The sequence below is a fragment of the Humibacillus sp. DSM 29435 genome (genome assembly GCF_001758225.1).
Classification (GTDB): Bacteria; Actinomycetota; Actinomycetes; order Actinomycetales; family Dermatophilaceae; genus DSM-29435.
This window is the reverse complement of record NZ_MAST01000012.1, coordinates 203,495-227,503: the sequence shown is the minus strand read 5'-3', so window position 1 is coordinate 227,503 and position 24,009 is coordinate 203,495. Positions and strand designations below refer to the sequence as shown.

The 24,009-nt window shown below is 70.3% G+C and carries 22 protein-coding genes; 17 read left to right on the top strand and 5 right to left on the bottom strand.

What is annotated here, in order from left to right; all coding sequences use genetic code 11:
* Position 1: 1 nt before the first annotated feature.
* From BA895_RS10210 to BA895_RS10200, 3 genes are read left to right on the top strand one after another with little or no spacing between them, the layout of a single operon-like run.
* Entirely contained in the window at positions 2-961 is a 960-nt protein-coding gene (locus tag BA895_RS10210) for an ABC transporter permease (RefSeq protein WP_070191771.1), read from the top strand.
* Between the two features lies 1 nt (position 962).
* Complete coding sequence (locus BA895_RS10205) at positions 963-1,757, top strand: ABC transporter permease (RefSeq protein WP_070191770.1); 795 nt, start codon at positions 963-965, stop codon at positions 1,755-1,757.
* A 28-nt stretch (positions 1,758-1,785) separates the two neighbouring features.
* On the top strand, positions 1,786-3,249 hold the full coding sequence (locus tag BA895_RS10200; protein WP_070191769.1) for an NAD-dependent succinate-semialdehyde dehydrogenase: 1,464 nt from the start codon (positions 1,786-1,788) through the stop codon (positions 3,247-3,249).
* A gap of 55 nt (positions 3,250-3,304) precedes the next feature.
* Here BA895_RS10200 and BA895_RS10195 read toward each other — a convergent pair whose 3' ends face one another.
* The gene (locus BA895_RS10195) at positions 3,305-3,652 is read right to left on the bottom strand and encodes a barstar family protein (protein ID WP_070191768.1); all 348 of its coding nucleotides are present in this window, start codon (positions 3,650-3,652) and stop codon (positions 3,305-3,307) included.
* Complete coding sequence (locus BA895_RS10190; protein WP_070191767.1) at positions 3,649-4,122, bottom strand: ribonuclease domain-containing protein; 474 nt, start codon at positions 4,120-4,122, stop codon at positions 3,649-3,651. Before BA895_RS10190 ends, BA895_RS10195 begins: the two co-directional genes overlap by 4 nt.
* A 35-nt stretch (positions 4,123-4,157) precedes the next feature.
* Here BA895_RS10190 and BA895_RS10185 point away from each other — a divergent pair, with 35 nt between their 5' ends.
* The 6 genes from BA895_RS10185 (at position 4,158) to BA895_RS10160 (ending at position 11,220) form a co-directional block, all read left to right on the top strand.
* A complete protein-coding gene (locus BA895_RS10185) occupies positions 4,158-4,679 on the top strand; it encodes a pyridoxamine 5'-phosphate oxidase family protein (RefSeq protein ID WP_070191766.1) in 522 nt (173 codons plus the stop codon).
* Positions 4,680-4,812: 133 nt separating this feature from the next.
* Positions 4,813-6,627, top strand: a complete 1,815-nt coding sequence (locus BA895_RS24440) for an HNH endonuclease (protein ID WP_139142597.1) — start codon at positions 4,813-4,815, stop codon at positions 6,625-6,627.
* Between the two features lie 35 nt (positions 6,628-6,662).
* Positions 6,663-7,886 (top strand): 1-deoxy-D-xylulose-5-phosphate reductoisomerase, encoded by a 1,224-nt coding sequence (gene dxr / locus BA895_RS10175; protein ID WP_371327705.1) that lies wholly within the window; start codon positions 6,663-6,665, stop codon positions 7,884-7,886.
* A 63-nt stretch (positions 7,887-7,949) separates the two neighbouring features.
* Positions 7,950-9,296: an RIP metalloprotease gene (locus BA895_RS10170; RefSeq protein ID WP_070191763.1), complete on the top strand. Its 1,347-nt coding sequence runs from the start codon at positions 7,950-7,952 to the stop codon at positions 9,294-9,296.
* Positions 9,297-9,374: 78 nt separating this feature from the next.
* Positions 9,375-10,535, top strand: a complete 1,161-nt coding sequence (ispG, locus tag BA895_RS10165) for a flavodoxin-dependent (E)-4-hydroxy-3-methylbut-2-enyl-diphosphate synthase (RefSeq protein ID WP_070191762.1) — start codon at positions 9,375-9,377, stop codon at positions 10,533-10,535.
* A gap of 1 nt (position 10,536) precedes the next feature.
* Complete coding sequence (locus tag BA895_RS10160) at positions 10,537-11,220, top strand: uridine kinase (protein ID WP_070191761.1); 684 nt, start codon at positions 10,537-10,539, stop codon at positions 11,218-11,220.
* On the opposite strand, the gene BA895_RS10155 is transcribed toward BA895_RS10160, so the two are convergent.
* Complete coding sequence (locus tag BA895_RS10155; RefSeq protein ID WP_070191760.1) at positions 11,204-11,497, bottom strand: putative quinol monooxygenase; 294 nt, start codon at positions 11,495-11,497, stop codon at positions 11,204-11,206. The two genes, BA895_RS10160 and BA895_RS10155, sit on opposite strands and share 17 nt — an antisense overlap.
* Positions 11,498-11,672: 175 nt before the next feature.
* Between BA895_RS10155 and BA895_RS10150 the strand changes: the two genes are divergently transcribed.
* Complete coding sequence (locus BA895_RS10150; RefSeq protein WP_083283189.1) at positions 11,673-15,602, top strand: Pls/PosA family non-ribosomal peptide synthetase; 3,930 nt, start codon at positions 11,673-11,675, stop codon at positions 15,600-15,602.
* Positions 15,603-15,625: 23 nt separating this feature from the next.
* Positions 15,626-16,936, top strand: coding sequence for a M1 family metallopeptidase (locus tag BA895_RS10145; protein ID WP_070191759.1), 1,311 nt, complete (start codon positions 15,626-15,628; stop codon positions 16,934-16,936).
* A 3-nt stretch (positions 16,937-16,939) separates the two neighbouring features.
* Here BA895_RS10145 and BA895_RS10140 read toward each other — a convergent pair whose 3' ends face one another.
* The gene (locus BA895_RS10140) at positions 16,940-17,632 is read right to left on the bottom strand and encodes a 4'-phosphopantetheinyl transferase superfamily protein (RefSeq protein WP_175442295.1); all 693 of its coding nucleotides are present in this window, start codon (positions 17,630-17,632) and stop codon (positions 16,940-16,942) included.
* A gap of 29 nt (positions 17,633-17,661) precedes the next feature.
* Between BA895_RS10140 and BA895_RS10135 the strand changes: the two genes are divergently transcribed.
* Both BA895_RS10135 and BA895_RS10130 read left to right on the top strand, forming a co-directional pair.
* The gene (locus tag BA895_RS10135) at positions 17,662-18,507 is read left to right on the top strand and encodes a GNAT family N-acetyltransferase (protein WP_070191757.1); all 846 of its coding nucleotides are present in this window, start codon (positions 17,662-17,664) and stop codon (positions 18,505-18,507) included.
* 24 nt (positions 18,508-18,531) lie between these two features.
* The gene (locus tag BA895_RS10130) at positions 18,532-18,951 is read left to right on the top strand and encodes a MauE/DoxX family redox-associated membrane protein (protein ID WP_083283186.1); all 420 of its coding nucleotides are present in this window, start codon (positions 18,532-18,534) and stop codon (positions 18,949-18,951) included.
* A gap of 3 nt (positions 18,952-18,954) precedes the next feature.
* Here the strand turns inward: BA895_RS10130 and BA895_RS10125 are convergent, their stop codons facing one another.
* A complete protein-coding gene (locus BA895_RS10125) occupies positions 18,955-19,830 on the bottom strand; it encodes a GNAT family N-acetyltransferase (protein ID WP_070191756.1) in 876 nt (291 codons plus the stop codon).
* Between the two features lie 67 nt (positions 19,831-19,897).
* Between BA895_RS10125 and BA895_RS10120 the strand changes: the two genes are divergently transcribed.
* From BA895_RS10120 to BA895_RS10105, 4 genes are read left to right on the top strand one after another with little or no spacing between them, the layout of a single operon-like run.
* Entirely contained in the window at positions 19,898-20,662 is a 765-nt protein-coding gene (locus BA895_RS10120; protein WP_070191755.1) for a DUF4184 family protein, read from the top strand.
* Positions 20,663-20,684: 22 nt separating this feature from the next.
* On the top strand, positions 20,685-22,451 hold the full coding sequence (locus BA895_RS10115; RefSeq protein WP_070191754.1) for a proline--tRNA ligase: 1,767 nt from the start codon (positions 20,685-20,687) through the stop codon (positions 22,449-22,451).
* Complete coding sequence (locus BA895_RS10110; protein ID WP_070191753.1) at positions 22,451-23,209, top strand: HAD family hydrolase; 759 nt, start codon at positions 22,451-22,453, stop codon at positions 23,207-23,209. Before BA895_RS10115 ends, BA895_RS10110 begins: the two co-directional genes overlap by 1 nt.
* On the top strand, positions 23,206-23,988 hold the full coding sequence (locus tag BA895_RS10105) for a TSUP family transporter (protein WP_070191752.1): 783 nt from the start codon (positions 23,206-23,208) through the stop codon (positions 23,986-23,988). The genes BA895_RS10110 and BA895_RS10105 overlap by 4 nt, the downstream gene beginning before the upstream one ends.
* The last annotated feature ends 21 nt before the right edge of the window (positions 23,989-24,009 follow it).

The following is a 24,009-nucleotide window of genomic DNA, read 5'->3' as shown; positions in this document are numbered from 1 at the left end:
CGTGGCCGTCAACACCCTCGCCGGAGCACCGCTGGCACCGCAGCCCGCTCAGCCGGGGGAGGGCAAGCGTCCCCGCCGGCGCGGTGCCTACGTGCCGTACCTGCTCCTGCTGCCGGGCATGCTCTGGCTCGTCGTGTTCTTCCTGGTGCCGATGCTCTCGCTCGCGTCGCAGTCGCTGCAGACCGGCGACGTCGACAACGGCTACACGCTCACCTTCAACTTCGCGACCTACTCCGACGCCCTGGGCACCTACTGGCCGCAGCTGCTGCGCTCGCTCATCTACGCGGGTACCGCAACGGTCGCGACCCTTGCCCTCGGCTTTCCGCTGGCCTGGTTCATCGCCCACCGGTCGGGTCGGTACAAGAACTTCCTACTGGTGCTCGTCATCGCGCCGTTCTTCACCTCCTTCCTGATTCGCACGCTCGCCTGGCAGACCATCCTCGGCGACTCCGGCCTGCTCGCGCAGTTCACCGCGTTCACCCACACCGACTTCCTGCTCTCCGGCTTCAAGTCGGTGCTGCACGCCGTCGGGCTGATCTCCAACGACCAGCTGCTCTTCTCGCCCTTTGCCGTGATCTGTGGGCTGACCTACAACTTCCTGCCGTTCATGGTGTTGCCGCTCTACGCCAACCTCGAACGACTCGACCAGCGCCTCGTGGAGGCGGCCGGTGACCTGTACGCGTCTCCGGTGCAGGCGTTCCGGCGCGTGATCTGGCCGCTCTCGCTGCCGGGGGTCGTAGCAGGAACGCTGCTGACCTTCATCCCGGCCACGGGCGACTACATCAACTCGGTGCTGCTGGGCAGCACCCAGACCACCATGATCGGCCAGGTCATCGATGCCCAGTTCCTGCGTGTGCTCGACTACCCGACGGCGGCGGCCCTCAGCTTCATCCTGCTGCTGCTCATCGTGGCCTTCGTCGTGACGTACGTGCGTCGCGCCGGCACCGAGGAGCTGGTCTGAGATGGCCTGGCTCCGTCGTCACCTCGTCATCATCGTCGGGCTGCTGGTGATGCTCTACATCCTGGCGCCCAACTTCGTCGTGATCGCCTTCTCGTTCAACAACCCGGCCGGGCGCTTCAACTACCAGTGGAACCAGTTCTCGTTCGATGCGTGGACCAACGTGTGCGGGGTCCCGGGGATGTGCGACTCGCTCGGCCTCAGTCTCGAGATCGGTATCATCGCGTCGCTGACGGCCGCAGTGCTCGGCACGATGGTGGCTTTCGCCCTGGGCCGCTACCGGTTCCGCGCCAGAGCGGGTACCAACCTGCTGATCTTCCTGCCGATGGCCACCCCCGAGGTCGTCATGGGCTCGAGCCTGTTGACGCTGTTCATCGCGATGGGCATTCCCACCGGGCGCACCACGATCCTGATCGCCCACATCATGTTCTGCCTCTCGTTCGTCATCGTGACGGTCAAGGCCCGGGTGGCCTCGCTCGACCCGCGGCTCGAACAGGCAGCGGCCGACCTCTACGCCAACGAGGTGCAGGCCTTCCTGAAGGTGACCTTCCCGCTGGTGGCGCCGGGTATCGCGGCCGGCACGCTCTTGGCGTTCTCGCTGTCGTTCGACGACTTCATCATCACCAACTTCAACGCCAGCCCCTCCTCGGTCACGTTCCCCATGTACGTGTGGGGGGCGGCCCAACGGGGGACCCCGGTGCAGATCAACGTGATCGGCACGATCATGTTCCTCGGGGCCCTGGCCATCGTCGTGGTCGGACAGGTGCTGAGCAGCCGTCGCTCGCGGCAGGCGGTGTGAGGGCCCGGCGAGCATTAGGGTCGCAGTCATGGCAACGGTGACGCAGAAGACAGTGCTCGAGGCGGTTCCCACAGGGTTGTTCATCGGCGGACGGTGGCAGCCGGCATCCGGCGGGAAGACCCTCGCCGTGCACGACCCGTCAAACGGCCGGGTGCTCGCCAGGGTGGCCGACGCGAGCGTGCTCGACGGGCGAGCGGCGCTGGATGCCGCTGTGGCGGCCCAGTCCGACTGGGCCAAGGTGGCGCCCCGCGACCGTGGAGAGCTGCTGCGCGAAGCCTTCGAGAAGCTCACGGCCCGCGCCGACGAGTTCGCGATGCTGATGACCCTCGAGATGGGCAAGACGCTGGCCGAGAGCCGCGGCGAGGTGACCTACGGTGCCGAGTTCTTCCGCTGGTTCTCCGAGGAGGCGGTGCGCATCGGCGGCCGGTACGCCATCGCCCCCAACGGCGCCACCCGGCTGCTCACGACGAAACAGCCCGTGGGCCCCACCCTGATGATCACCCCGTGGAACTTCCCACTCGCGATGGGCACCCGCAAGATCGGCCCGGCCATCGCAGCCGGCTGCACGATGGTCGTCAAGCCGGCCAGCCAGACCCCGCTGACGATGCTGGCGCTGGCCGAGCTGCTGCGCGAGTGCGGGCTGCCCGACGGCGTGCTCAACGTCGTGACGACCAGCCACACCGGTGACGTCATGGAGCCGCTCATCCGCGACCCGCGTCTGCGCAAGCTGACGTTCACCGGCTCCACGCCCGTGGGGCGCACCCTCATCGAACAGGCCGCGCAGGGCGTGCTCCGGGTGTCGATGGAGCTCGGCGGCAACGCGCCGTTCCTCGTGTTCGCCGACGCCGACGTCGACAAGGCCGTCGAGGGAGCCATGCTCGCCAAGATGCGCAACATGGGCGAGGCCTGCACGGCGGCGAACCGCTTCTACGTGCACGAGGCGGTCGCCGAGGAGTTCACCACCAAGCTCTCAGCGCGGATGAGCGCCCTCGTTGTCGGTCGCGGCACCAAGAAGGGCGTCGACGTCGGCCCGCTCGTCGACGAGAAGTCACGCGACAAGGTGGTCGCCCTCGTCGACGACGCCGTGAGCAAGGGCGCGAAAGTTCTCGTCGGCGGCGAGGTGCCGAAGGGCGCCGGCTGGTTCTACCCGCCCACGGTGCTCACCGACGTGCCGCACGACGCCGACATGGCGACCGAAGAGATCTTCGGCCCGGTGGCCCCGGTGTCGACCTTCACCGACGACGACGAGGCGATCCGGCTCGCGAACGACACGGAATACGGCTTGGTGGCCTACCTGTTCACCCGCGACCTCTCCCGGGCGCTGCTCGTGGCCGAGGCCCTCGACTACGGCATGGTCGGCGTCAACCAGGGCATCGTCAGCAACCCGGCGGCGCCGTTCGGTGGGGTCAAGAGCTCGGGAGTCGGGCGCGAGGGCGGCTTCGAGGGCATCGAGGAGTACCTCGAGACGAAGTACATCGGCATCGCACTCTAGGTCGGGATCGCACTGTAGGTCGGGATCGCACTGTAGGCCGGGCCGACGCTGACGGTCAGCGCGCGATGACCGTCACGCGCAGGTCGTCACGCTCGCCCTGCACCTGCTCGAGGATGTCGATGACGTCGGCGTAGGTGTGCCGGTCGGAGTCACGCAGGCCACGCACGTGGTCCCACACCAGGGCCAACGGCCGGCCGTCGCTGCCCTCGAGCTCTCTCAGGGAGTCGAGCAGCGCGTCCCAGTTGTGGCCGAACCAGCGGGGGAGGGCGAGGGCGATCGCGAACTCGCGCAGCACGCTGGCCTTGTCGGTGCCGGCGGTCACGACCCGCACGTCGTAGCCCCGAGCCGCCAGCGCGTCGATGTGGTCGTCCGGCCCGCTGTCGAGACCCAGAAAGGTGGTCACGACCCCTCCCGGATGCGGCTGAACGAGTCGTAGTGGTCAGCGGTCCAGAACTTCTCGTCGGGCGCCCCCGTGATGATGCGTCGAGCCCCCCGGTCGCTCGATCCCGGTGTCTTCACGGTGTACTCCCGGTAGTAGCCGTTCGGTTGGCGCGGTAGCAGGCCCTCGCTGTTGCGAAAGGTCTTGTCGTCGTTGCGCGGGTAGGGATAGGGGCCGCCGGCCCGGATGAGCCGGAGGGTGTCGCGGGCCTGGCTGGGCAGCGCTGACTCGGAGATCCACGCCAGCCCGGATGCCGGGTCGGTCGTCTCGGTGGAGCTCGCGACCGGGGTGGTCGCGTTGGGGCGGGAACCGGGCAGCGCGGCATCCGAGCCGGTGGTGCCGACCCGCACGACCACCCAGGCCAGCACGATGACCGCAACCGCGAGGAGGGCCAGCAGCACCGATCGGTTCGACGTCGACCGGAGGTTCTTCACCCCGTCATCATGCCTGCTGGCGCTACCGTTGACCGATGCTGGAGACCACGGCCGAGATCGAGAGCCTGCAGTCGCTGCTCGACGCCTCGCACGAGCGCGCCACCGGCCATCTGCGTAGCATCATCGACGACGACAGAACCCTCACTGCGGCTCAGGTCGTCGCGCTCATGACGGGCATGAAGGTGTTGTCGTGTGCCACGGTGACCGCAAAGGGCGAGCCGCGCATCACCGCCCTCGACGGGCACTTCCTGCACGGCACCTGGACCTTCAGCACCGCCGGTGACTCGGCCAAGGCCCGCCACCTCGAGAGCCGGCCGGCCGTGAGCGTGGCTCACATCGACGGCGAGGAGCTGGCCCTGTTCAGCCACGGCACGGCCGTGCTGGTGCCGCCCGGGTCGGAGCGCGACGAGGTTGATGCCCATTGGAGCGCGCACTACGGCAGCAGTCCCTGGTCGTGGGGCGATGACATCCGCATGTACCGCCTGAAGATGAGCTGGGTCATCGCCTACGCCGCCCACCGCGATCGACTGCTGGCCTCAAGGCACGTGACCACCTGAGCGGGCCGACCTGAGGTCGTGAGTCACGAACAGACTCCGTTCCATGCAGGATGTCGGTGAGGGAGCTGCGCCGCCGGAAGGTCATGTCGAGGGGGGGTAGACCTGCGTCCTCGGTACGAGTACAATCGAACACATGATCGAATCCACAAGGAGCGTGTCGAGTCAGGGTCTGCTGGCCCTGGTCGAAACTCTCGCGCGGGTCGACCCTTTCTTGTCAGATGCCGAGCGGGTCGATCAGCTTGCGGCGTTGGAGCGGGTCAAGGGGGCGTGCGCGGCCGCGCAGGCCGCGGTCACCGCCGCGTTCGTGGCCTCGCAGGAACAGGTGCAGGCCGAGCATCGACGCGGCCGGGGTTCAGAAGACGACGCGGAACGCTCGGATGTCGCTGCGGGGCCCGGGGCGTCGATGACGCGGCGGGGGCATCTGGGTCGGGGGATCGGGGGGCAGGTCGCCCTGGCGCGGCGGGAGTCGCCCGCCAGAGGGTCCCAGCACGTGAAGCTCGCGCTCGCGTTGGTGCACGAGATGCCGAACACGTTCGCGGCATTGACGTCGGGGCGCCTGAGTGAGGCCCGGGCCGAGATCATCGTCCGCGAATGTGCGCATCTGAGCGGCGAGCAGCGCAGAGCCCTGGACGCCGAGCTGGTCGTGATCACCCGACCCGATGCCAGCGACACAGACGAACCAGCCGCTGGTGATGGGCTGGGATCGCTCGGTGACCGGGAGCTGACCCGGCGCGTACGGGCGCTGGCCTACCGGGCCGACCCCGCGGCAGCGGCGGAGCGGTGCGCGAAAGCGGCCCTGGAGCGTCGGGTCGAGCTGCGCCACGCCGCCGACGCGATGTGTCGCTTGACCGCGCACCTGCCGCTGGCCCAGGCCCTGGCCGCGCACGCGGCGCTGACTGCGTCCGCTGACACCGCCCGCGCGGGTGGTGACCCCCGGCGCAAAGGGCAGGTGATGGCCGACACTCTCGTAGAACGCGTCACCGGGCAGGAGCGCGCCGACGTGGTACCGGTCGAGGTGCAGCTGGTGATCACCCCCGATTCGTTGTTCGACGTCGGAGACACCCCGGCTCAGGTCCCCGGCTACGGCACCGTGCCCGCCGCCTGGGCTCGAGACTTCCTCACCCACGACACCGACCCCCACCACGACCCCCACCACGACCAGCCGGTCGCCACCGCGAGTGCGCGCCCGGGGAGCCACAGCAGTGACCCGCCCGGCGACGCGGACGCCGAGATGGTCGATGCCTACGGCGGGCCGGCCACGGGCGAGGACGAGTTCGGCGGCTTTCCGAACAGCGGCAATGACACCTGGCCACGGCCACGGCCGTTCCCCGGGCCACCTCCCACCGGTCGCACCGCACCGACCAGGGGATCCCGCGATGGTGCTGGCGACGATGATGCTGGCGACGCAGGTGCTGGCCACGCAGGCGCTGGCCACGCAGCCTGGCGGAACGAGAGGATCACAGAACGCGCTCAGGTCTGGCTGCGTCGGTTGTACGCCCACCCGAAGACCGGGCAGCTCGTCGCGATGGACTCAACCCGCCGCGCCTTCGACGGCAACCTACGCCGGTTCCTCATCGCGCGCGACGCCGCCACCTGCCGCACGCCCTGGTGCGGTGCTCCCATCCGCCACCTCGACCACATCCGAGACTTTGCCGACGGCGGGCCCACGAGCGCAGCGAACGGGCAAGGCCTCTGCGCACGCTGCAACCACACCAAGAACCTTCCCGACTGGCAGGCCCGCGCCCTCACCGCCCAGGACAGCACTCAGCACACCACCCTGACCACCGTCCTGACCACCGTCCTGACCACCACCCCGACCGGGCACACCTACAGCTCCCACCCACCACCCCTGGTTCCAACCGCTCGAACATCCGCAGCGCTGGCAGTCGAGGCCGCTGCGCCGCTCAGTGCCTTCGAGCGCCATCTCGCCGAACGGATCGCCGGCTGAGCAGGTCGGCGCCCCAGTGAGAGAGGATGCAGAGCATGAGCACACCCGCCCACCAACAGCTCCGCCGTCGCCGTGTCATCCTGCTCGGCTCAACCGGGTCGATCGGCACCCAGGCCCTCGACATCGCCCAACGCAACCCTGACCGGTTCGAGATCATCGGCCTCTCGGCGGGCACCAACCTTGAGCTGCTGGCGAGGCAGGCCGTCGCGCTGCGGGTCCCCATGGTGGCTGCGGCAGCCGGCACAACCGACGACCTCTCCGCCGCGATCGCTCACGCCGTTGACCACGCGGTAGACGGCTCATCGGTCACCGGTTACGAGCCCGAGCTGCTCACCGGTCCGGAGGCCAGCACCACCCTGGCCGCGCAAGAGGCTGACGTCGTCGTCAACGGCATCACCGGAGCCATCGGCCTGGCGCCGACGCTCGCCACTCTGCGCGCCGGCACCACCTTGGCCCTGGCCAACAAGGAGTCGCTCATCATCGGCGGCCCTCTCGTCAAACGCGCGGCCCGGCCCGGCCAGCTCGTGCCCGTCGACAGCGAGCACTCGGCGATCGCCCAGTGCCTGCGCGGCGGCACTCCCGACGAGGTGCGCAAGCTCGTGATCACCGCCAGTGGCGGGCCTTTTCGGGGCCGCAGTCGGGCCGAGCTAGAGTCGGTCACGGTCGAACAGGCGCTGGCTCACCCGAACTTCTCGATGGGCCCCGTGATCAGCACGAACTCGGCGACGCTGGTCAACAAGGGGCTCGAGGTGATCGAGGCCCACCTGCTCTTCGACGTGCCGTTCGACCGCATCGAGGTGGTGGTGCACCCGCAGCAGCTCATCCACTCGATGGTCGAGTTCACCGACGGCTCCACGATGGCGCAGGCCGGCCCCCCGTCGATGCTGGTGCCGATAGCCCTGGGCATGGCCTGGCCCGACCGGGTGCCCGACGCCGGACCGTCGATCGACTGGACCCGCGCCGCCTCGTGGAGCTTCGAACCGCTCGACCACGAGGCCTTTCCCGCTGTCGCGCTCGCCAAAAGGGTGGGGGAGGCAGGCGGCACCTGGCCGGCCGTCTACAACGCCGCCAACGAGGTGTGCGTTCAGGCGTTCTTCGACGGCGCCCTGCGTTTCGTCGACATCGTCGACACCGTGGCCAAGGTCGTCGAGCGGTATGCCGCCGACCCAGCCGAACCGGTGGGCGAGCTCACTCTCGAACAGGTGCTCGCCGCCGACGGCTGGGCCCGCAGCGCGGCATCCTCGCTCGTCGCGCCCTGATTCGGCACAAGGGCCCTTCCGCCGTCAGGTCGGTTTCACAGGGGGCGGATGTGACAATGGAGTGTGCTGTTCATCCTTGGGGTTCTGGTCATCGTCGTCGGCGTGGCGCTGAGCATCGCGCTGCACGAGATCGGCCACCTCCTGCCCGCCAAGAAGTTCGGGGTGAAGGTCACCCAGTACATGGTCGGTTTCGGCCCGACGGTCTGGTCGCGCAAGCGCGGAGAGACCGAGTACGGCATCAAGGCGATACCGCTGGGCGGCTACGTGCGCATGATCGGCATGCTGCCGCCGCGACCCGGTGACAAGCCTGGCGAGCTGCGTACCCTCTCGACCGGCCGGTTCAGCCAGATGGTCGACCAGGCGCGGGCCGACGCCCTCGAGGAGGTGGCGCCCGGCGACGAAGACCGGGTCTTCTACAAGCTGCACCCGGCCAAGAAGATCATCATCATGCTCGGCGGGCCGATGGTGAACCTCGTCATCGCCGCCGTGCTGCTGACCGGGGTGATCACCCTCTACGGGCTGCCCCAGGTCGTACCCAAGGTCGGGCTCCTGTCAGCGTGCGTGCCGACCGCGGCGCCGACCCTGGCGCTGCCCCAGCCCACGTGCGCCCCGGGTGACCCGCAGGCACCGAGCGTGGCCGGCGGGCTGCAGCAGAACGACCGCATCCTCTCGGTCGACTCCGCACCGATCACCACCTGGGACCAGGTGACCGCCGCCATCCGCGACCACGCCGGTCAGTCGTTGCAGATGGTCGTGCAGCGGGGCGACCAGCAGGTGCCGATCACCGTCACCCCCGCGAGCCTCGAGCGCGCCACCTACGACGCGGAGGGCAACCCCGTCACCAAGGACGGGCAGCTCGTGCTGGCTAAGACGGGCTTCCTGGGCGTCACGCCCGGTCAGGACCTTGTCAAGACCCCGATCTGGGATGCTCCGCAGTTCGTCTGGAAGCAGGCCGTCCAAACGGCATCCATCATCGTGAAGATCCCGCAGAAGATGGCCGGCGTCGTGCAGGCCGCCTTCGGCTCGGGCGAACGAGACCCCAACGGCCCCATCTCGGTCGTCGGGGTGGGCCGCATCGGCGGTGAGGTGGCCGCTGCCGACATCCCGGCCGACGAGGGCGGCAACTGGCTCAAGCTCATCCAGCTCGTGCTGCTCGTCGCCTCGCTCAACCTGGCGCTGTTCGTGTTCAACCTGGTGCCGCTGCTGCCGCTCGACGGCGGGCACGTGGCCGGCGCCATCTGGGAGTGGGTCAAGCGAACGGTCGCGCGCCTGCGCGATCGCCCGGATCCGGGCTACGTCGACGTCGCCAAGGGCTTGCCCATCGCCTACGGCATGTCGCTCGTGCTGATCACCATGTCCGTCCTGCTCATCTACGCCGACATCGTCAAGCCCATCCGCCTCTTCGGCTGACGGCGGTGCAGCACCCCCTGACGTGGTCACCGCGCCCGCGCGTGAACCCCGACCTCCTGCGCGGGACATAATGGGAGCATGACGATCTCGCTCGGCATGCCGTCGGCGCCCCCTCCCGTTCTCGCCCCACGGCGCAAGACCCGCCAGATCAAGGTCGGGAAGGTGGGGGTGGGCAGCGACTCGACGATCTCGGTGCAGTCGATGACCACGACGCCGACCACCGACATCAACGGCACCCTCCAGCAGATCGCCGAGCTCACGGCGACCGGCTGCGACATCGTGCGGGTCGCGTGCCCGAGCCAGGACGACGCAGACGCCCTGCCGGCCATCGCCCGAAAGAGCCAGATCCCGGTCATCGCCGACATCCACTTCCAGCCGAAGTACGTCTTCGCCGCGATCGACGCCGGGTGCGCTGCCGTTCGCGTCAACCCAGGCAACATCCGCAAGTTCGACGACCAGGTCAAGGCGATCGCCAAGGCGGCCAAGGACGCGGGCGTGTCCATCCGCATCGGCGTCAACGCCGGCAGCCTCGACCAGCGGATCATGGAGAAGTACGGCAAGGCGACCCCCGAGGCGCTCGTCGAGTCGGCCGTCTGGGAGGCCGGTCTGTTCGAGGAGCACGACTTCCACGACTTCAAGATCTCGGTCAAGCACAACGACCCGGTCATCATGGTGCGCGCCTACGAGCTGCTCGCGCAGGCCGGCGACTGGCCCCTCCACCTCGGGGTCACCGAGGCCGGGCCCGCCTTCCAGGGCACGATCAAGTCGGCGACCGCCTTCGGCGCGCTGCTCTCACAGGGCATCGGCGACACGATCCGGGTCTCGCTGTCGGCGCCTCCGGTCGAGGAGGTCAAGGTCGGCAACCAGATTCTGCAGAGCCTGAACCTCAAGCCGCGCAAGCTCGAGATCGTCTCGTGTCCGTCGTGCGGTCGGGCCCAGGTCGATGTCTACACCCTCGCCGACGCGGTCACGGCCGGGCTCGAGGGCATGACCGTGCCGCTCCGCGTGGCCGTCATGGGCTGCGTCGTCAACGGTCCCGGCGAGGCCCGTGAGGCTGACCTCGGCGTGGCCTCCGGCAACGGCAAGGGCCAGATCTTCGTCAAGGGCGAGGTCATCAAGACCGTTCCCGAGAGCCAGATCGTCGAGACGCTCATCGAGGAGGCCATGCGCCTGGCCGAAGAGATGGGCGAGCCGGTCGACGAGGCCGACGCTGGCGCCCCCTCGGTGACCGTCAGCTGAGGTGCCGGCTCCGGTCCGCACGGCAGAGCGGGATGCCGCTGTCCGCGATCTCGCCGACCGGGTCGTCGCGCTGCAGCCGGGCGAGCGCGTCACGGTGGCGGTCGACGGGTTCGACGGCGCCGGAAAGACGGTGCTCGCCGACGAGGTCGCCCAGATGTTGATGGCAGACCGACCCGTTCTCCGTGTCTCAATCGACGGGTTCCATCGACCACAAGCTCAGCGGCGAGCGCGAGGTCGCGGGCCGGAGTCGTTCTACGAGGACTCCTACGACTACGACGCTTTCCGCCGCGCGGTCATCGAGCCGTTCCGTCGCGGCGCGCCCGTCACGCCGGCGATCAACGACGTGGTCGCCGACCGGCCGATCCACCCCGATCGGATCGTCGTCGGCCCGGGCACCGTGCTGCTCGTCGACGGCATCTTCCTGCAGCGCCCCGAGCTCACCGATGCGTGGGACGCGACCGTCTGGGTGGACGTGCCGTTCGCCGTCTCCGTGCCGCGCGGCAACGCCCGCTTCGAGGGCGAACACGACCCCGACCCGGAGGCAGCCGTGAACCGTCGCTACGTCGAGGGTCAGCGGCTCTACCTCGCGGAGGCGAGGCCACGCGAGCAGGCGAGCTGGGTCTTCGACAACACCGACCTCGCCCGCCCGCTGCTCACCTCAGGGCGTCTCAGCCCACCGGGTTGAGCGGGTGGATCGCCGGCGGGGCACTGACGTGCCCGTCGGCTGCGGCGAACGCGGCGGCCAGGTGCTCGCTCTGCAGGTGCGCCGCCATGTCCTCCGGTGAGCGCCACGTCTCGATGGTGAAGAAGGTGCCGGCCGCGGCATCCGACTCGAACACCTCGTAGGCGACGCAACCGTCCTCGTCGCGGGTGGCCACGGCCAGGGTCGACAGGGCAGCGCGGATGCCGTCCTCCGAACCCGCTTTGGCGACGATCTCGGCAACGACGCGCAACTCGGTCATGGTGGGCCTTTCGGGCTGGGGACGGCGCGCTGGTCAGCCGCGCGAGAGACTCCCCCCACCGTAGTGCGCGATACCGGCGGCGCGCCGGGTTCGAGGACACCGGCCGTTCACCTGCCCTCACTACACTTCCGATATCGCCCAGAGCGAGTGCGCTCGCGGCCCGAGGAGGGGCACCTTGTCCGACCCGCTGCTGGCCGGTGACCGAACCAGTGCCCCTCGCACGTTGCTCGACGTGCTGTCGGCCACCGTGGCCCGCCACCCCGACGCCCCGGCCATCGACGACACCCGGTCGGTGCTGACCTACCGCGAGCTGAGCGGCGAGGTCAGCGAGATGGCGGCACACCTCGCAGCAGCGGGGGTCCGACCGGGCGACCGGGTCGGAGTGCGGGCGCCATCGGGCACCCATGACCTCTACGTCGCGATCCTCGGCATCCTGCGAGCTGGAGCAGCCTACGTGCCGGTCGACGTCGACGACCCGCAGGAACGCGCCGACCTCGTGTTCTCCGAGGCCGACGTCGCGGCCGTCGTCGGGGCCGACCGTCGCATCGAGACCACCTGGGTCACGAAAGACGGGCCGAACAGCGACGGGCCCGTGCCAGGGCCGGTCGTGACGGTCGACCACGACGCCTGGGTGATCTTCACCTCTGGCTCCACCGGGCGCCCCAAGGGGGTGGCCGTCACCCATCGTTCAGCGGCCGCCTTCGTCGACGCCGAGGCGCGGATGTTCTTGCAGGATCAGCCGATCGGGCCAGGCGACCGGGTGCTGGCGGGGTTGTCCGTCGCCTTCGACGCCTCGTGCGAGGAGATGTGGCTGGCCTGGCGGCACGGGGCATGCCTCGTGCCGGCGCCTCGGTCGCTCGTGCGCACGGGCATCGATCTCGGCCCGTGGCTGGTGGCCCAGGGCATCACCATCGTGTCGACGGTGCCGACCCTGGCCGCGCTCTGGCCCGCGGAGGCACTCGAGCCGGTGCGCCTGCTCATCTTCGGCGGCGAGGCTTGCCCTCCAGACCTCGTGGCGCGTCTCGTCTCCCCGGAGCGGGAGGTGTGGAACACCTACGGCCCCACGGAGGCGACGGTCGTGGCGTGTGGAGCGCTCCTCGACGGCATCGGCCCGGTGCGCATCGGCCTGCCCCTCGACGGCTGGGACCTCGCCGTCGTCGACAGCGCCGAGACCCGCGTCGCCCCTGGAGAGACGGGTCAGCTGATCATCGGCGGGGTGGGCCTGGCCCGCTATCTCGACCCCGAGAAGGATGCCGAGAAGTTCGCCCCGATGCCCACGCTGGGCTGGGCGCGGGCGTACCGGTCAGGCGACCTCGTCGTCAACGACCCCGCAGGCCTGGTCTTCGTGGGGCGGGCCGACGACCAGGTCAAGCTCGGGGGCCGGCGCATCGAGCTCGGCGAGGTCGATGCCGCGCTGCAGGGGCTCGTCGGGGTGACCGGCGCGGCGGCCGCGGTGAAGTCGACCCCGGCCGGCAGCGAGGTGCTGGTGGGCTATGTCGTGCCGGCCGACCCCGCGACGTTCGACCACGACGCTGCTGTCTACCGGTTGCGGGCCGAGCTGCCTGCGGCCCTCGTGCCGCTCGTCGTCGTCGTCGACGACCTGCCGACCCGAACGTCCGGCAAGGTCGACCGGGCGGCCCTGCCCTGGCCCTTGCCAGGCGAGGCGCTCGGTGCGGGCGCCAATGAGCTGACCGGGACGCCGCGCTGGCTCGCCGAGCAGTGGACCACGGTGCTCGGTGCCCCGATCCGCTCCCTCGACGCCGACTTCTTCGCCCACGGTGGCGGCAGCCTTCCGGCCGCTCGGCTGGTCTCACTGCTGCGAGAGCGCACCCCCACCGTCACGGTCGCCGATCTCTACGCCCATCCCCGCCTCGGGGCTCAGGCCACCCTGCTCGAGTCGCTCGCACCGGCCGGCCCGCAGGCGCCCACGCGGCAGGTCAGCCGCATCCCGCGCCCCATCCAGCTGCTCCAGACCGTCATCTCCCTGGTGCTGCTCACCGTCAAGGGGATGCAGTGGGTGGTCGCCCTCGTGACGGCCACCGAGCTGCTGCGGGCGCTCGGATTGGCGCCGTGGGCCAGGCCGGTGTCGTGGTGGGTGCTGGCCGTGGGTTGGCTGGCGTTCGTCACCCCGGTCGGCCGGATGAGCCTGTCGGCCCTCGGCGCGCGCCTGCTGCTGCACGGAGTGCGCCCCGGAACCTACCCTCGCGGCGGTCACGTGCAGCTACGGCTCTGGGCGGCCGAGCGCTTCACCGAGGCGATGGGGGCGATCTCGCTCGCCGGCGCCCCGTGGATCCTCGTCTACGCGCGGGCTCTCGGGGCCAAGGTCGGCACCGGCGTCGACCTGCACTCCGTCCCTCCGGTCACGGGAATGCTGACGATCGGCGACGGGGCCAGTGTCGAGCCGGAGGTCGACCTCTCGGGCTACTGGATGGACGGCGACGTCATCCACGTCGGTGAGATCCACATCGCCGCCGAGGCCACGATCGGAGCGCGCAGCACCATCGGTCCCGACGTGCACATCGGTCGAAACGCCGTGGTCGAGGCCGGATCGACGGTGCTGGGTCACGTCGACCGGGCCACGACGGTCGCCGGTTCGCCGGCCCTCGTCGTGGCTGCGCGCTCATCGACGACGTGGCCGCCGGCCCGCCCGCCCCGGGCATCGGGATGGGTTCCGGTGTACGGGGTGTCGTCGATCGGGCTGGCCATCGTGCCTCTGCTCGCCCTGCTCCCGGGGCTGTTCGTGCTGGCTGTGATGCTCCGTGATGTCACCTCCTACGGGGCGGCCGCTCGAGCCGCCTACCTGGCCGTGCCTGCCGCGACCGTGCTGGCCATGCTCGGTCTCGCGCTGTTGACCATCGCCATCGTGCGGCTGCTCGGGGTCGGTCTCACCGAGGGCTTCCACCCGGTGCGCAGCCGAGTCGGTTGGCAGGTGTGGATGACCGAGCGGCTGCTCGACCAGGCCCGCACCCTGCTCTTCCCGATCTACTCCAGCCTCATCACCCCGTGGTGGCTGCGCTCCCTCGGCGCCCGCATCGGATCCGGTGTCGAGGCCTCTACCGTGCTGCTGCTTCCGAAGATGACCACTGTGGCCGACGGCGCCTTTCTGGCCGACGACACGATGGTGGCCGGCTACGAGCTTCGTGGTGGCTGGCTGCGCATCGCCCCGGCCAAGGTCGGCAAACGAGCCTTCCTCGGCAACTCCGGCATGACGGCCCCAGGGCGCCGGGTGCCGAAGAACGGGCTGGTTGCCGTGCTGTCGGCCGCACCCGAGAAGTCGAAGGCGGGTTCGAGCTGGCTGGGCAGCCCACCGGTGCGGCTGAGGCGCGCCTCGAGCGATGTCGACACCGAGCGCACCTTCACGCCACCGTTGCGGCTGAAGGTGGTTCGGGGGATCGTCGAGCTCTGCCGCATCGTGCCCGTGATGGTGACGGTCGCCCTCGGCATCACCGTGCTCGTGACGCTCTCCGCCATCGTCGACCGGTTCGGCGTGGGCCCGGCCGCCGCCCTCTCGGGTCTTGTGCTGGCCGTCGTCGGAGCGGTCGCCGCCGCAGTCACCACCGCGGCGAAGTGGGCCATCGTCGGCCGGATCCGGGCCGTCGAACATCCGCTGTGGAGCTCGTTCGTCTGGCGTAACGAGGTCGTCGACACCTTCGTCGAGATGGTGGCGGGCCCGTGGTTCGCCTGGACCGCCACCGGCACCCCGGCGATCAACATCTGGTTGCGCACCCTCGGCGCGCGCATCGGCCACGGCGTCTGGTGCGAGACCTACTGGCTGCCGGAGGCCGACCTCGTCACCCTCGGCGAGGGAGCCACCGTGGGCCGGGGGTGCGTGCTGCAGACCCACCTGTTCCACGACCGGATCATGTCGATGGACACGGTCACCCTCGGCGCCGGCGCCACGCTCGGGCCCAACGGTGTGATCCTGCCGGCGGCCTCGATCGAGCAGGGCGCCACGGTGGGGCCCGGTTCGCTGGTGCTGCGGGGTGAGTCGGTGCCGAGCGGCAGCCGGTGGACCGGCAACCCGATCGCCCCCTGGACGGTCGGGACCGAGGCTAGGGCGGGCCAGGCAAGGACGGCATCCGACACCGCGCCTGCACGCCCGTGACAGGTGCGGCATACTCTCGACGCGTGCCGTCTGGTGATCCCTACGTTCCCGGTCGTGGTGACGCCGCCTTCGCGGTCACCCACTACGACCTCGACCTCGACTACAAGATGTCGAGCAACCGCCTCAGCGGCAAGGCCGTGCTCGAGGTCGTCGCGCTGGCCCCGCTCGCCAAGCTGCACCTCGACCTTGCTGGCCTGCGCGTCGCCAAGGTGGGGGTCGACGGCACCTCGGCCAAGTGGACCCACCGCGACCAACGGCTCACCGTCACCGTGCCGCACCGGCTCGTTGTCGACGACCGGGTGACGGTCACCATCACGTACGCCGGCACTCCCGCCCCCGTTCGCTCACCGTGGGGCGAGGTCGGCTGGGAGGAGCTCGACGACGGAGTGCTCGTCGCGAGCCAGCCGACCGGGGCGCCCACGTGGTTCCCGTGCAACGACCACCCCCGCAGCAAGGCCACCTACCGCATTGCCATCGAGTGCGACTCGCCCTACGAGGTGGTCGCCACCGGGGCCCTCACCGCGAAGCGGGTCCGGGGTAGCCGCACCCGACGCGTCTTCGAGCAGCGCCGGCCCATGGCGACCTACCTGGCGGCAGTGCACGCTGGGCACTACGAACATGTGACCATCGCCGACGGGCCGGTGCCCCAGACGGTGGCGCTGCCCGCTGCCGTCAAGGCGCCGGTGCTGGCCGACCTCGAACGCCAGCCGCAGATGATGACCTTCTTCACCGAGGTGTTCGGCCGCTACCCGTTCGACGACTACACCGTCGTGGTGACGGCCGATGATCTCGAGATCCCGCTCGAGGCCCAGGGGATGGCGACGTTCGGGCCGAACTGGCTACGGGGCCGCGGAGCGCAGGAGCGGCTCGTCGCGCACGAGCTCGCGCACCAGTGGTTCGGCAACAGCCTGACCATCACGGGCTGGAGCGACATCTGGCTCAACGAGGGCTTCGCCTGCTACGCCGAGTGGCTGTGGTCGGAGCAGTCTGGTGCGGCGACTGCCGACGACCTCGCCACAGCGCACCACTCACAGCTCGCGGCGCTGCCGCAGAACCTCGTGCTGGCCGATCCGGGCCCCCGCCTGATGTTCGACGACCGCGTCTACAAGCGGGGAGCCCTGCTGCTGCACGCCCTGCGCCGACACCTCGGCGACCAGGCGTTCTTTGCGCTCGTGCGGGCCTGGGTCGCGGCCGGCGAACACGGCTCGGTGTCGACGGCCGGCTTCGTCGACCTCGTGCTCGCTCACGACGACCGCCCGGTGGTGCACGAGCTGCTCGATGACTGGCTGTGGCGGATGCCGTTGCCCCGGCTGCCTGCGGCCACGCTCTCCTGATCGTCAGCGCGGCGGTCTCGCACCGTTCATCACGACCTCCGCAGAGGCCCCCGCAACGGCCACCGCCGCAACATGGGTACGGGCCGCCGCACCGGGGAGCACCAGGTCGGTCACCGTCAGCGGTTCCGTGCCCGGCACGACCACGGTCGGGATGCCGGTGGGTGGCGTGCGAACCGTGGCCGGGTCGGTGCGCAGCCCGGTCCCGAGAGCCTTCAGGGCCGCCTCCTTGCGCACCCACATCGTCGCGTTCGCCCGGCCACCCCGCCCGGTCGGGAGACCGCCCGGCTCACGCTCGCCCGGGTGGAGGGCGACCTCGTCGAAGCCGACGAAGGTCGCGGCGCTTACCTGCTCGACGTCGATCCCGACAGCACCGACGGTGGTGACCGCCAGCCCGACCAGGGCGCTGGTGCGGGTCAGGGACAGGTGCAGTCCGGGATGGTCGATGACCGTCGGCCGACCGTGCGGACCCCTACACACGGGGCAGGTACGGTCGAACCGCACGGCGTGGGCGGGGGCGCCGATGATGCTCCCGACCACCTGCCGCGCGAGGGTGTGCAGAGCGAGGTAGGCCCTCGCGGTGGGCGCGTGGGTGAGCGCGTCGAAGCGAGCCCTCTCGATCACGTCGAGCACTCCCGGCCCGGCCGGCTGCCCGACAGGTTCGTCCGCCGCTGCGACCCAGACGTCCACCCGCCTCATAGACCCCAGCATGGCCCTAGGCTGAGACCATGCTGCGCACCCGCTCCCCGGTGCGGCCGCTGTCAGTCTCCGACCGCGACGCCGCGCTGGCCATCTGTGCTCGCGATCGGGTGTCGAACGTGTTCGCCGCCGCCCGCATCGAGGAGGGTGCCCTGCGCAGCAGCCCGGGGTCGGTGCTCGGCCACTACCGCGACGGCGACCTCACCGGTCTGGCGTGGGTGAGTGCCAACGTCGTTCCGGTCGAGCTCGACGAGGAAGGTCTCACGGCCATCGCGGGGAAGATCTCCCGGTTGCGCCGCCAGTGCGCCTCGATCTTCGGGCCCAGTGAGCAGGTCAACGGGCTCTGGGACCGGCTCGGCCCTTCATGGGGGCCGGCGCGCACCCTCCGCACCCGCCAGCCGCTCGTGGCGACCGCCACCAGGCCGTCTTGTCTCGGTATCGACCTCGACCCCGAGGTGCGGCCGGCGCGTCCTGACGAGATCGAGATCGTGCTGCCCGCGGCCACCCATATGTTCACCGAGGAGATCGGCTACCCGCCCTACTTCGGGTCAGACCGCGGTTACCGGGCTGGCATCATGTCGCTGATCCGTCAGGGTCACACCTTCGTCAAGGTCGAGCACGGCGAGGTCGTGTTCAAGGCCGACGTGGGCTCGCTCGCGCTCGGATGCGCGCAGATCCAGGGGGTCTGGCTGCACCCCCGTCTGCGTGGGCAGGGTCGGTCGGTGCCCGCGATGGCTGCCGTTCTCGAGCTCGTGCTCAACGGGCTGGCTGACGAGGTCTCGCTCTACGTCAACGACTTCAACATCGCCGCACGGGCCACCTACGACCGTTGCGGGTTCGCCGAGGTGGGCACGTTCACCACCGTGCTGCTCTGAAGCCGGCCGCCTAGGCTGCTCGACATGAGGCAGTCGAAGCGAACGGCATCCGAGGGGCTCGGCAAGGACGGGATGGCACTGGCTGTCGTGTTCCTGACGTCAGGGGTCATGCACTTCGTGCGGCCGGAACCGTTCCAGGCCATGGTTCCGCGCTCCCTCCCCGCGCGGCGGCTACTGGTCTACGTCTCGGGTGCCGCCGAGATCGTCTGCGGGCTGGGGCTGCTCAGCTCTGCGACGCGCCGGGTCGCCGGGCTTGCTTCGGCGGTCCTGCTCGTGGGGGTCTTCCCGGCCAACGTGACCATGGCCGGCCAGGCCAGAGCTCGGTTCGCTCGCGACCCGCGCAACACCCTCAAGCGGGGCTACCTCGCGGCCACCGTCGTGCGCCTGCCGTTGCAGTGGCCGATGATCCGCACGGCGCTGCGGGCGTCCGGGGTCTGGCGCTGACGGTCACGTGAAGTCGATGGTGACGTGGTCGCCGATGCGGCGGTACCCGATCGCCTGGTAGATCGCGTTGGAGGTCGGGTTCGCCAGGTCGGTGTAGAGCAGGCACCGGTGGCCGGCCGCCGCCTGCGACTGGCTGAGAGAGGCCACGACGGCGCTGGCATAGCCGTGTCTGCGGTGCTCCAGGGGGGTCCAGACCCCCTGGATGCGCACCACGCCGCCGTTGGGTGGTGACGCGTAGGCCATCGAGACCGCGCAACCGTTCGTCTGCCAGAGCAGCACGCGCCCGTCATCAACCGCAGGCGCGAGGCTCGGGCCACGACGGGTCGTGGGCCCCGCGCCGTCGGGCTCGACCTCGTCCCGGAACGACCGCATCCAGCCGTCGACCAGGTCGAGGTCGCCGGCCTGCGCGGGTCTGGCGTGGCCGGGCACCTCGAAGCGGATCTCCGCCGCTGCGGGAAGATCGAAGACGCCGAGCTCCATCCGGGTCACCGCCTGACCTCCGCGGGTGGCGACCCACTCCTGCGCGAAGGCGGCCGCGGTGTGCTTGTCGCCGCCCACGCCGCCTGCCTCGTACGTTTCCTGTGCCAGCTGCCCAGCGAGCTGCCGGGCCTGCTCCGGGGTGGCCCAGCCGACGTGCAGCGCATTCGGGGGAGTGTGCATGAAGGCGGCCACCACCGCGCCATCAGCGCCCGGTGCGCCGCCCTCCCGACCCGCCCACCACCGGGGGTCGGCGAACCGCCCGGGGTCGGCCACGAGAGAGTCGGACACGCTGGCGATGACACTCAGGGCCAGTGGCTCCCGCTCGATCAGCGGGGTGAACCAGGCCTTGGCCTCGCGGGGGTCAGAGGTGGCGGTGAAGACGAGTGGGCGCTGCGGCATCTCGCCATGCTGCCCCAACGGTCTGTTTCCGACACCTCGATTATGGTCGCCCACCTACGATCGAACGGTGCCGATCACCCCCGCCCATGCCGTCGTGGCGATCCCGCTTCGCCGCCTCGGCCTGCCCGTCGGTGCGCTGGCTATCGGCTCGATGGTGCCCGATGTGGCGGTCTTTCTTCCGCGGGTCTTCTCCTACGACCTGACCCACTCGGCCCGCGGGGTGGTCACCGTCGACCTCGCCGTCGGGCTGGTGGCCCTGCTCGCCTGGTGGCGTTGGCTCCGAGAGCCCGCCATCGACCTGCTGCCGCGCGTTCTGCGGGAGCGCGTCCCGTTACGCAGCGGAGAGGGCGGCCGCGGCCGGTGGGTCCGGGCTCGGGTCGTCGTGGCGCTGCTGCTCGGCGGCGCCACCCACGTGCTCTGGGACTCCTTCACGCACGAGGAGGGGCGCACGGCAGCCTGGTTGCCGACCCTCGAGCGCGACTGGGGCCCCTGGCCCGGCTACCAATGGCTGCAGGTGGGCTCGGGTGTCATCGGTCTGGCCACGATTCTCGTGTGGTGGTGGTCGGCCTGGCGGCGGGCTTCGCCGGTGCCTCGCCCCCCCGGCTCGACGGGTCAGCGCGCCGTCCGGTGGCTGGTGCTGGTCGGCACGGCGGTGGCCGGTGTGGTGGTCGCCGTGGTGCTGCTGCACCTTCGGGCGCACGTGTGGTGGGTGACGGCGCTACGAGTGCTGCTGCGAGGAGCGGTACTCGGTGGGTCGGTCGGTCTGGTGGCAGGCGTCGCCTGGTGGCACCTGCGCCCGATATCCTTCCGGGGTTCCCGCACCACCGTCTGACCGTCCGCGAAGGAGTGCCCCTGTGGCCCTGCACATGTCGTCCCTGTTCCTGCGAACCCTGCGCGAGGACCCGGTCGACGCGGAGGTGCCGAGCCATCGCCTGCTGGTGCGGGCCGGGTACGTGCGCCGGGTCAGCCCGGGCGTCTACACCTGGCTGCCCCTGGGCTTGCGGGTGCTGCGCAACGTCGAGCGGATCGTGCGCGAGGAGATGGACGCGATCGGCGCGCAGGAGCTGCTCTTCCCGGCCCTGCTGCCGAAGGAGCCCTTCGAGGCGAGCGGCCGCTACGCGGAGTACGGCGACAACATCTTCCGGCTGACCGACCGCAAGGGCGCCGGGCACCTGCTCGGCCCCACCCACGAGGAGCTGTTCACCCTCACGGTCAAGGACATGTACAGCAGCTACAAGGACCTCCCGCTGGCGCTGTACCAGATTCAGATCAAGTACCGCGACGAGGCCAGGCCCCGGGCAGGTGTGCTGCGCGGGCGCGAGTTCGTGATGAAGGACAGCTACTCCTTCGACATCGACGAGGCCGGGCTCGACCAGAGCTACCAGCGCCACCGTGAGGCCTACGTGCGCATCTTCGACCGCCTCGGCTTCCACTACGTCATCGTCCAGGCCATGGCCGGGGCCATGGGGGGTAGCAAGAGCGAGGAGTTCCTGGCCACCGCTGAGGTCGGCGAGGACACCTACGTGCGGTGCACGAGCTGTGGGTACGCGGCCAACGTCGAGGCCGTGCGGGTGCCGGTGCCGGATGCCGTGCCCTACGACGGTCTGCCCGCCGCGCACGTCGAGGACACCCCGGCCACGCCGACCATCGGCACCCTCGTCGACCACCTCAACGAGCGCTTTCCGCGCGACGACCGCCCCTGGGCGGCCGGCGACACCCTCAAGAACGTCGTCGTCATGCTCGAGCACCCCGACGGCACCCGAGAGCCGCTCGCGATCGGCGTACCCGGTGACCGCGAGGTCGACGAGAAGCGGCTGGGCGCTCAGGTGGAGCCGGCCGAGGTCGTGGCCTTCGACGAGCTCGCCTTCAGCCAGAACACCGCTCTGGTCAAGGGTTACATCGGGCCCGGTGCGCTGGGCACCGAGGGCACGAGCGGCATCCGCTACCTGCTCGACCCGCGGGTGGCCGACGGCACCCGCTGGGTGACTGGGGCGAACGTGGCCGGCCGGCACGTGATCGACCTCGTGGCCGGCCGGGACTTCACCGCCGACGGCACCATCGAGGCGGCCGAGGTGCGGGTCGGCGACGCGTGCCCCGACTGTCAGCACGCGCTCGAGACGGCTCGCGGAATCGAGATGGGCCACGTCTTCCAGCTCGGCACCAAGTACGCCGAGGCTCTCGGTCTGAAGGTGCTCGACCAGAACGGCAAGCTCGTCACGGTCGTCATGGGCTCCTACGGCGTCGGGGTGAGCCGGGCCGTCGCCGCTGTTGTCGAAGGCAACCACGACGCGTCGGGCATCATCTGGCCGCGCGAGCTCAGCCCGGTTGACGTGCACATCGTGGCGGCCGGCAAGGACGACCAGGTGTTCGTCGCGGCCGAGGAGATCTCCCGCGACCTCGAGGCGCAGGGCCTGCGCGTGCTCGTCGATGACCGCAAGGGCGTCAGCCCCGGGGTGAAGTTCAAGGACTCCGAGCTGGTCGGGGTGCCCACCATCGTCGTCGTCGGCCGGGGCCTGGCCGAGGGCAAGGTCGAGATCAAGGACCGACGCAGCAACGAGCGCCGCGAGGTCGCCCTCGAGGAGGTTGTGGCGGAAGTGGTGCGCGAGGTACGGGGCGGCTGATGGGCTCGGTCGAGGCGGTCATCTTCGACTGGGGTGGCACGCTGACGCCCTGGCACGAGGTCGACCTGCCGCAGCAGTGGCGGGTCTTCGCCCGCGAGGTGCACGGTCTTCCCCTCGACGACCCACGGATGCCGCTGGCCGACCTGGCCGAGGCCGACTCACTGGCGTTGCGGCTGGCCCAGGTCGAGGAACACGCCTGGAGCCGTGGGCGTCAAGGGCACCAGAGCGCATCGCTGGCGGCCATCCTCGACGAGGCCGGCATCGACCCCGCCCACGATCGCCACCACCTGGCCCTAGCGGCGTACCAGCGCTTCTGGGAGCCCCACACGCACACCGATCCGCAGGTGCGTCCGCTGTGGGAGGCGTTGCACGAGAACGGGGTTCGGGTCGGAGTGCTGTCGAACACGATCTGGACCCGGGCCTACCACCGGGAGGTGTTCGAGCGTGACGGTGTGCTCGACCTGCTCGACGGCGACGTTTACTCCTCCGAGATCCACGTCGTGAAGCCACACCGTGAGGCCTTCCTGCTGGCCTGCGAGGCGGTCGGCGTCGCTCCCGAGCGCTGCGTCTACGTCGGCGACCGCCTCTTCGAGGACGTCTACGGCCCCCAGCAGGCCGGCCTTCGGGCGATCCTCGTGCCGCACTCCGACATTCCCGCGAACCAGCGCGTCGCCGTCGAGGTGACCCCCGACGCGGTGGCGCACCAGCTGCTCGATGTCGCCGACATCGTCCGCCGCTGGAACAGTGAGACGGAGTGAGCGACCCGACGCTCAGCACGGTCGTGTTCCTGACCCTGGCCGCCTTCGCCGCCGGTTGGATCGACGCAGTGGTGGGCGGTGGTGGGCTGGTGCTGCTGCCCGCCCTGCTCGTCGGCCTGCCCGGGGCGAGTCCGGCGCAGCTGCTCGCCACGAACAAGTTCGGCGGGATCTTCGGCACCGCGACCAGCTCGATCACCTTCTACCGACGGGTGCGGCCCGACCTGCGCACCGCCCTGCCGATGGCGGCGGTGGCCTACGTCGGCGCGATCGGCGGCGCGCTCATCGGTCTGCACATCCCCAAGGCGGCCTTCAACCCGATCATCCTCGTGCTGCTCGTGCTCGTCGGCGCCTACACGCTCTTCAAGCCCGACCTGGGCAAGGAGTCGATCCGGCGCTTCCACGGGGCCCGGCACACGGTGCTGGCCATGGCGACCGGCTTCGTCATCGGGGCCTACGACGGTGCTCTCGGCCCGGGCACCGGCAGCTTTCTCGTCTTCACCCTCGTGGGCCTGCTGGGCTACAACTTCCTCCAGGCCAGCGCCCAGGCCAAGATCGCCAACTTCGCCACCAACCTCGGTGCGCTCACGGTGTTCGCGCCGATGGGGCTGGTGATCGTCAAGGTCGGGCTGGTGGTCGCGGCCGCGAACCTCGTCGGGGGCTACGTCGGGGCCCGCACGGCAGTGGCCCGGGGCAGCGGCTTCGTGCGGGTCGTCTTCGTGGTCATCGTCAGCGCGTTCATCATCAAGATCGGCGGCAGCTTGCTCGGCCTCTGGGCCTGATCGTCAGGGCCTGAACGTCAG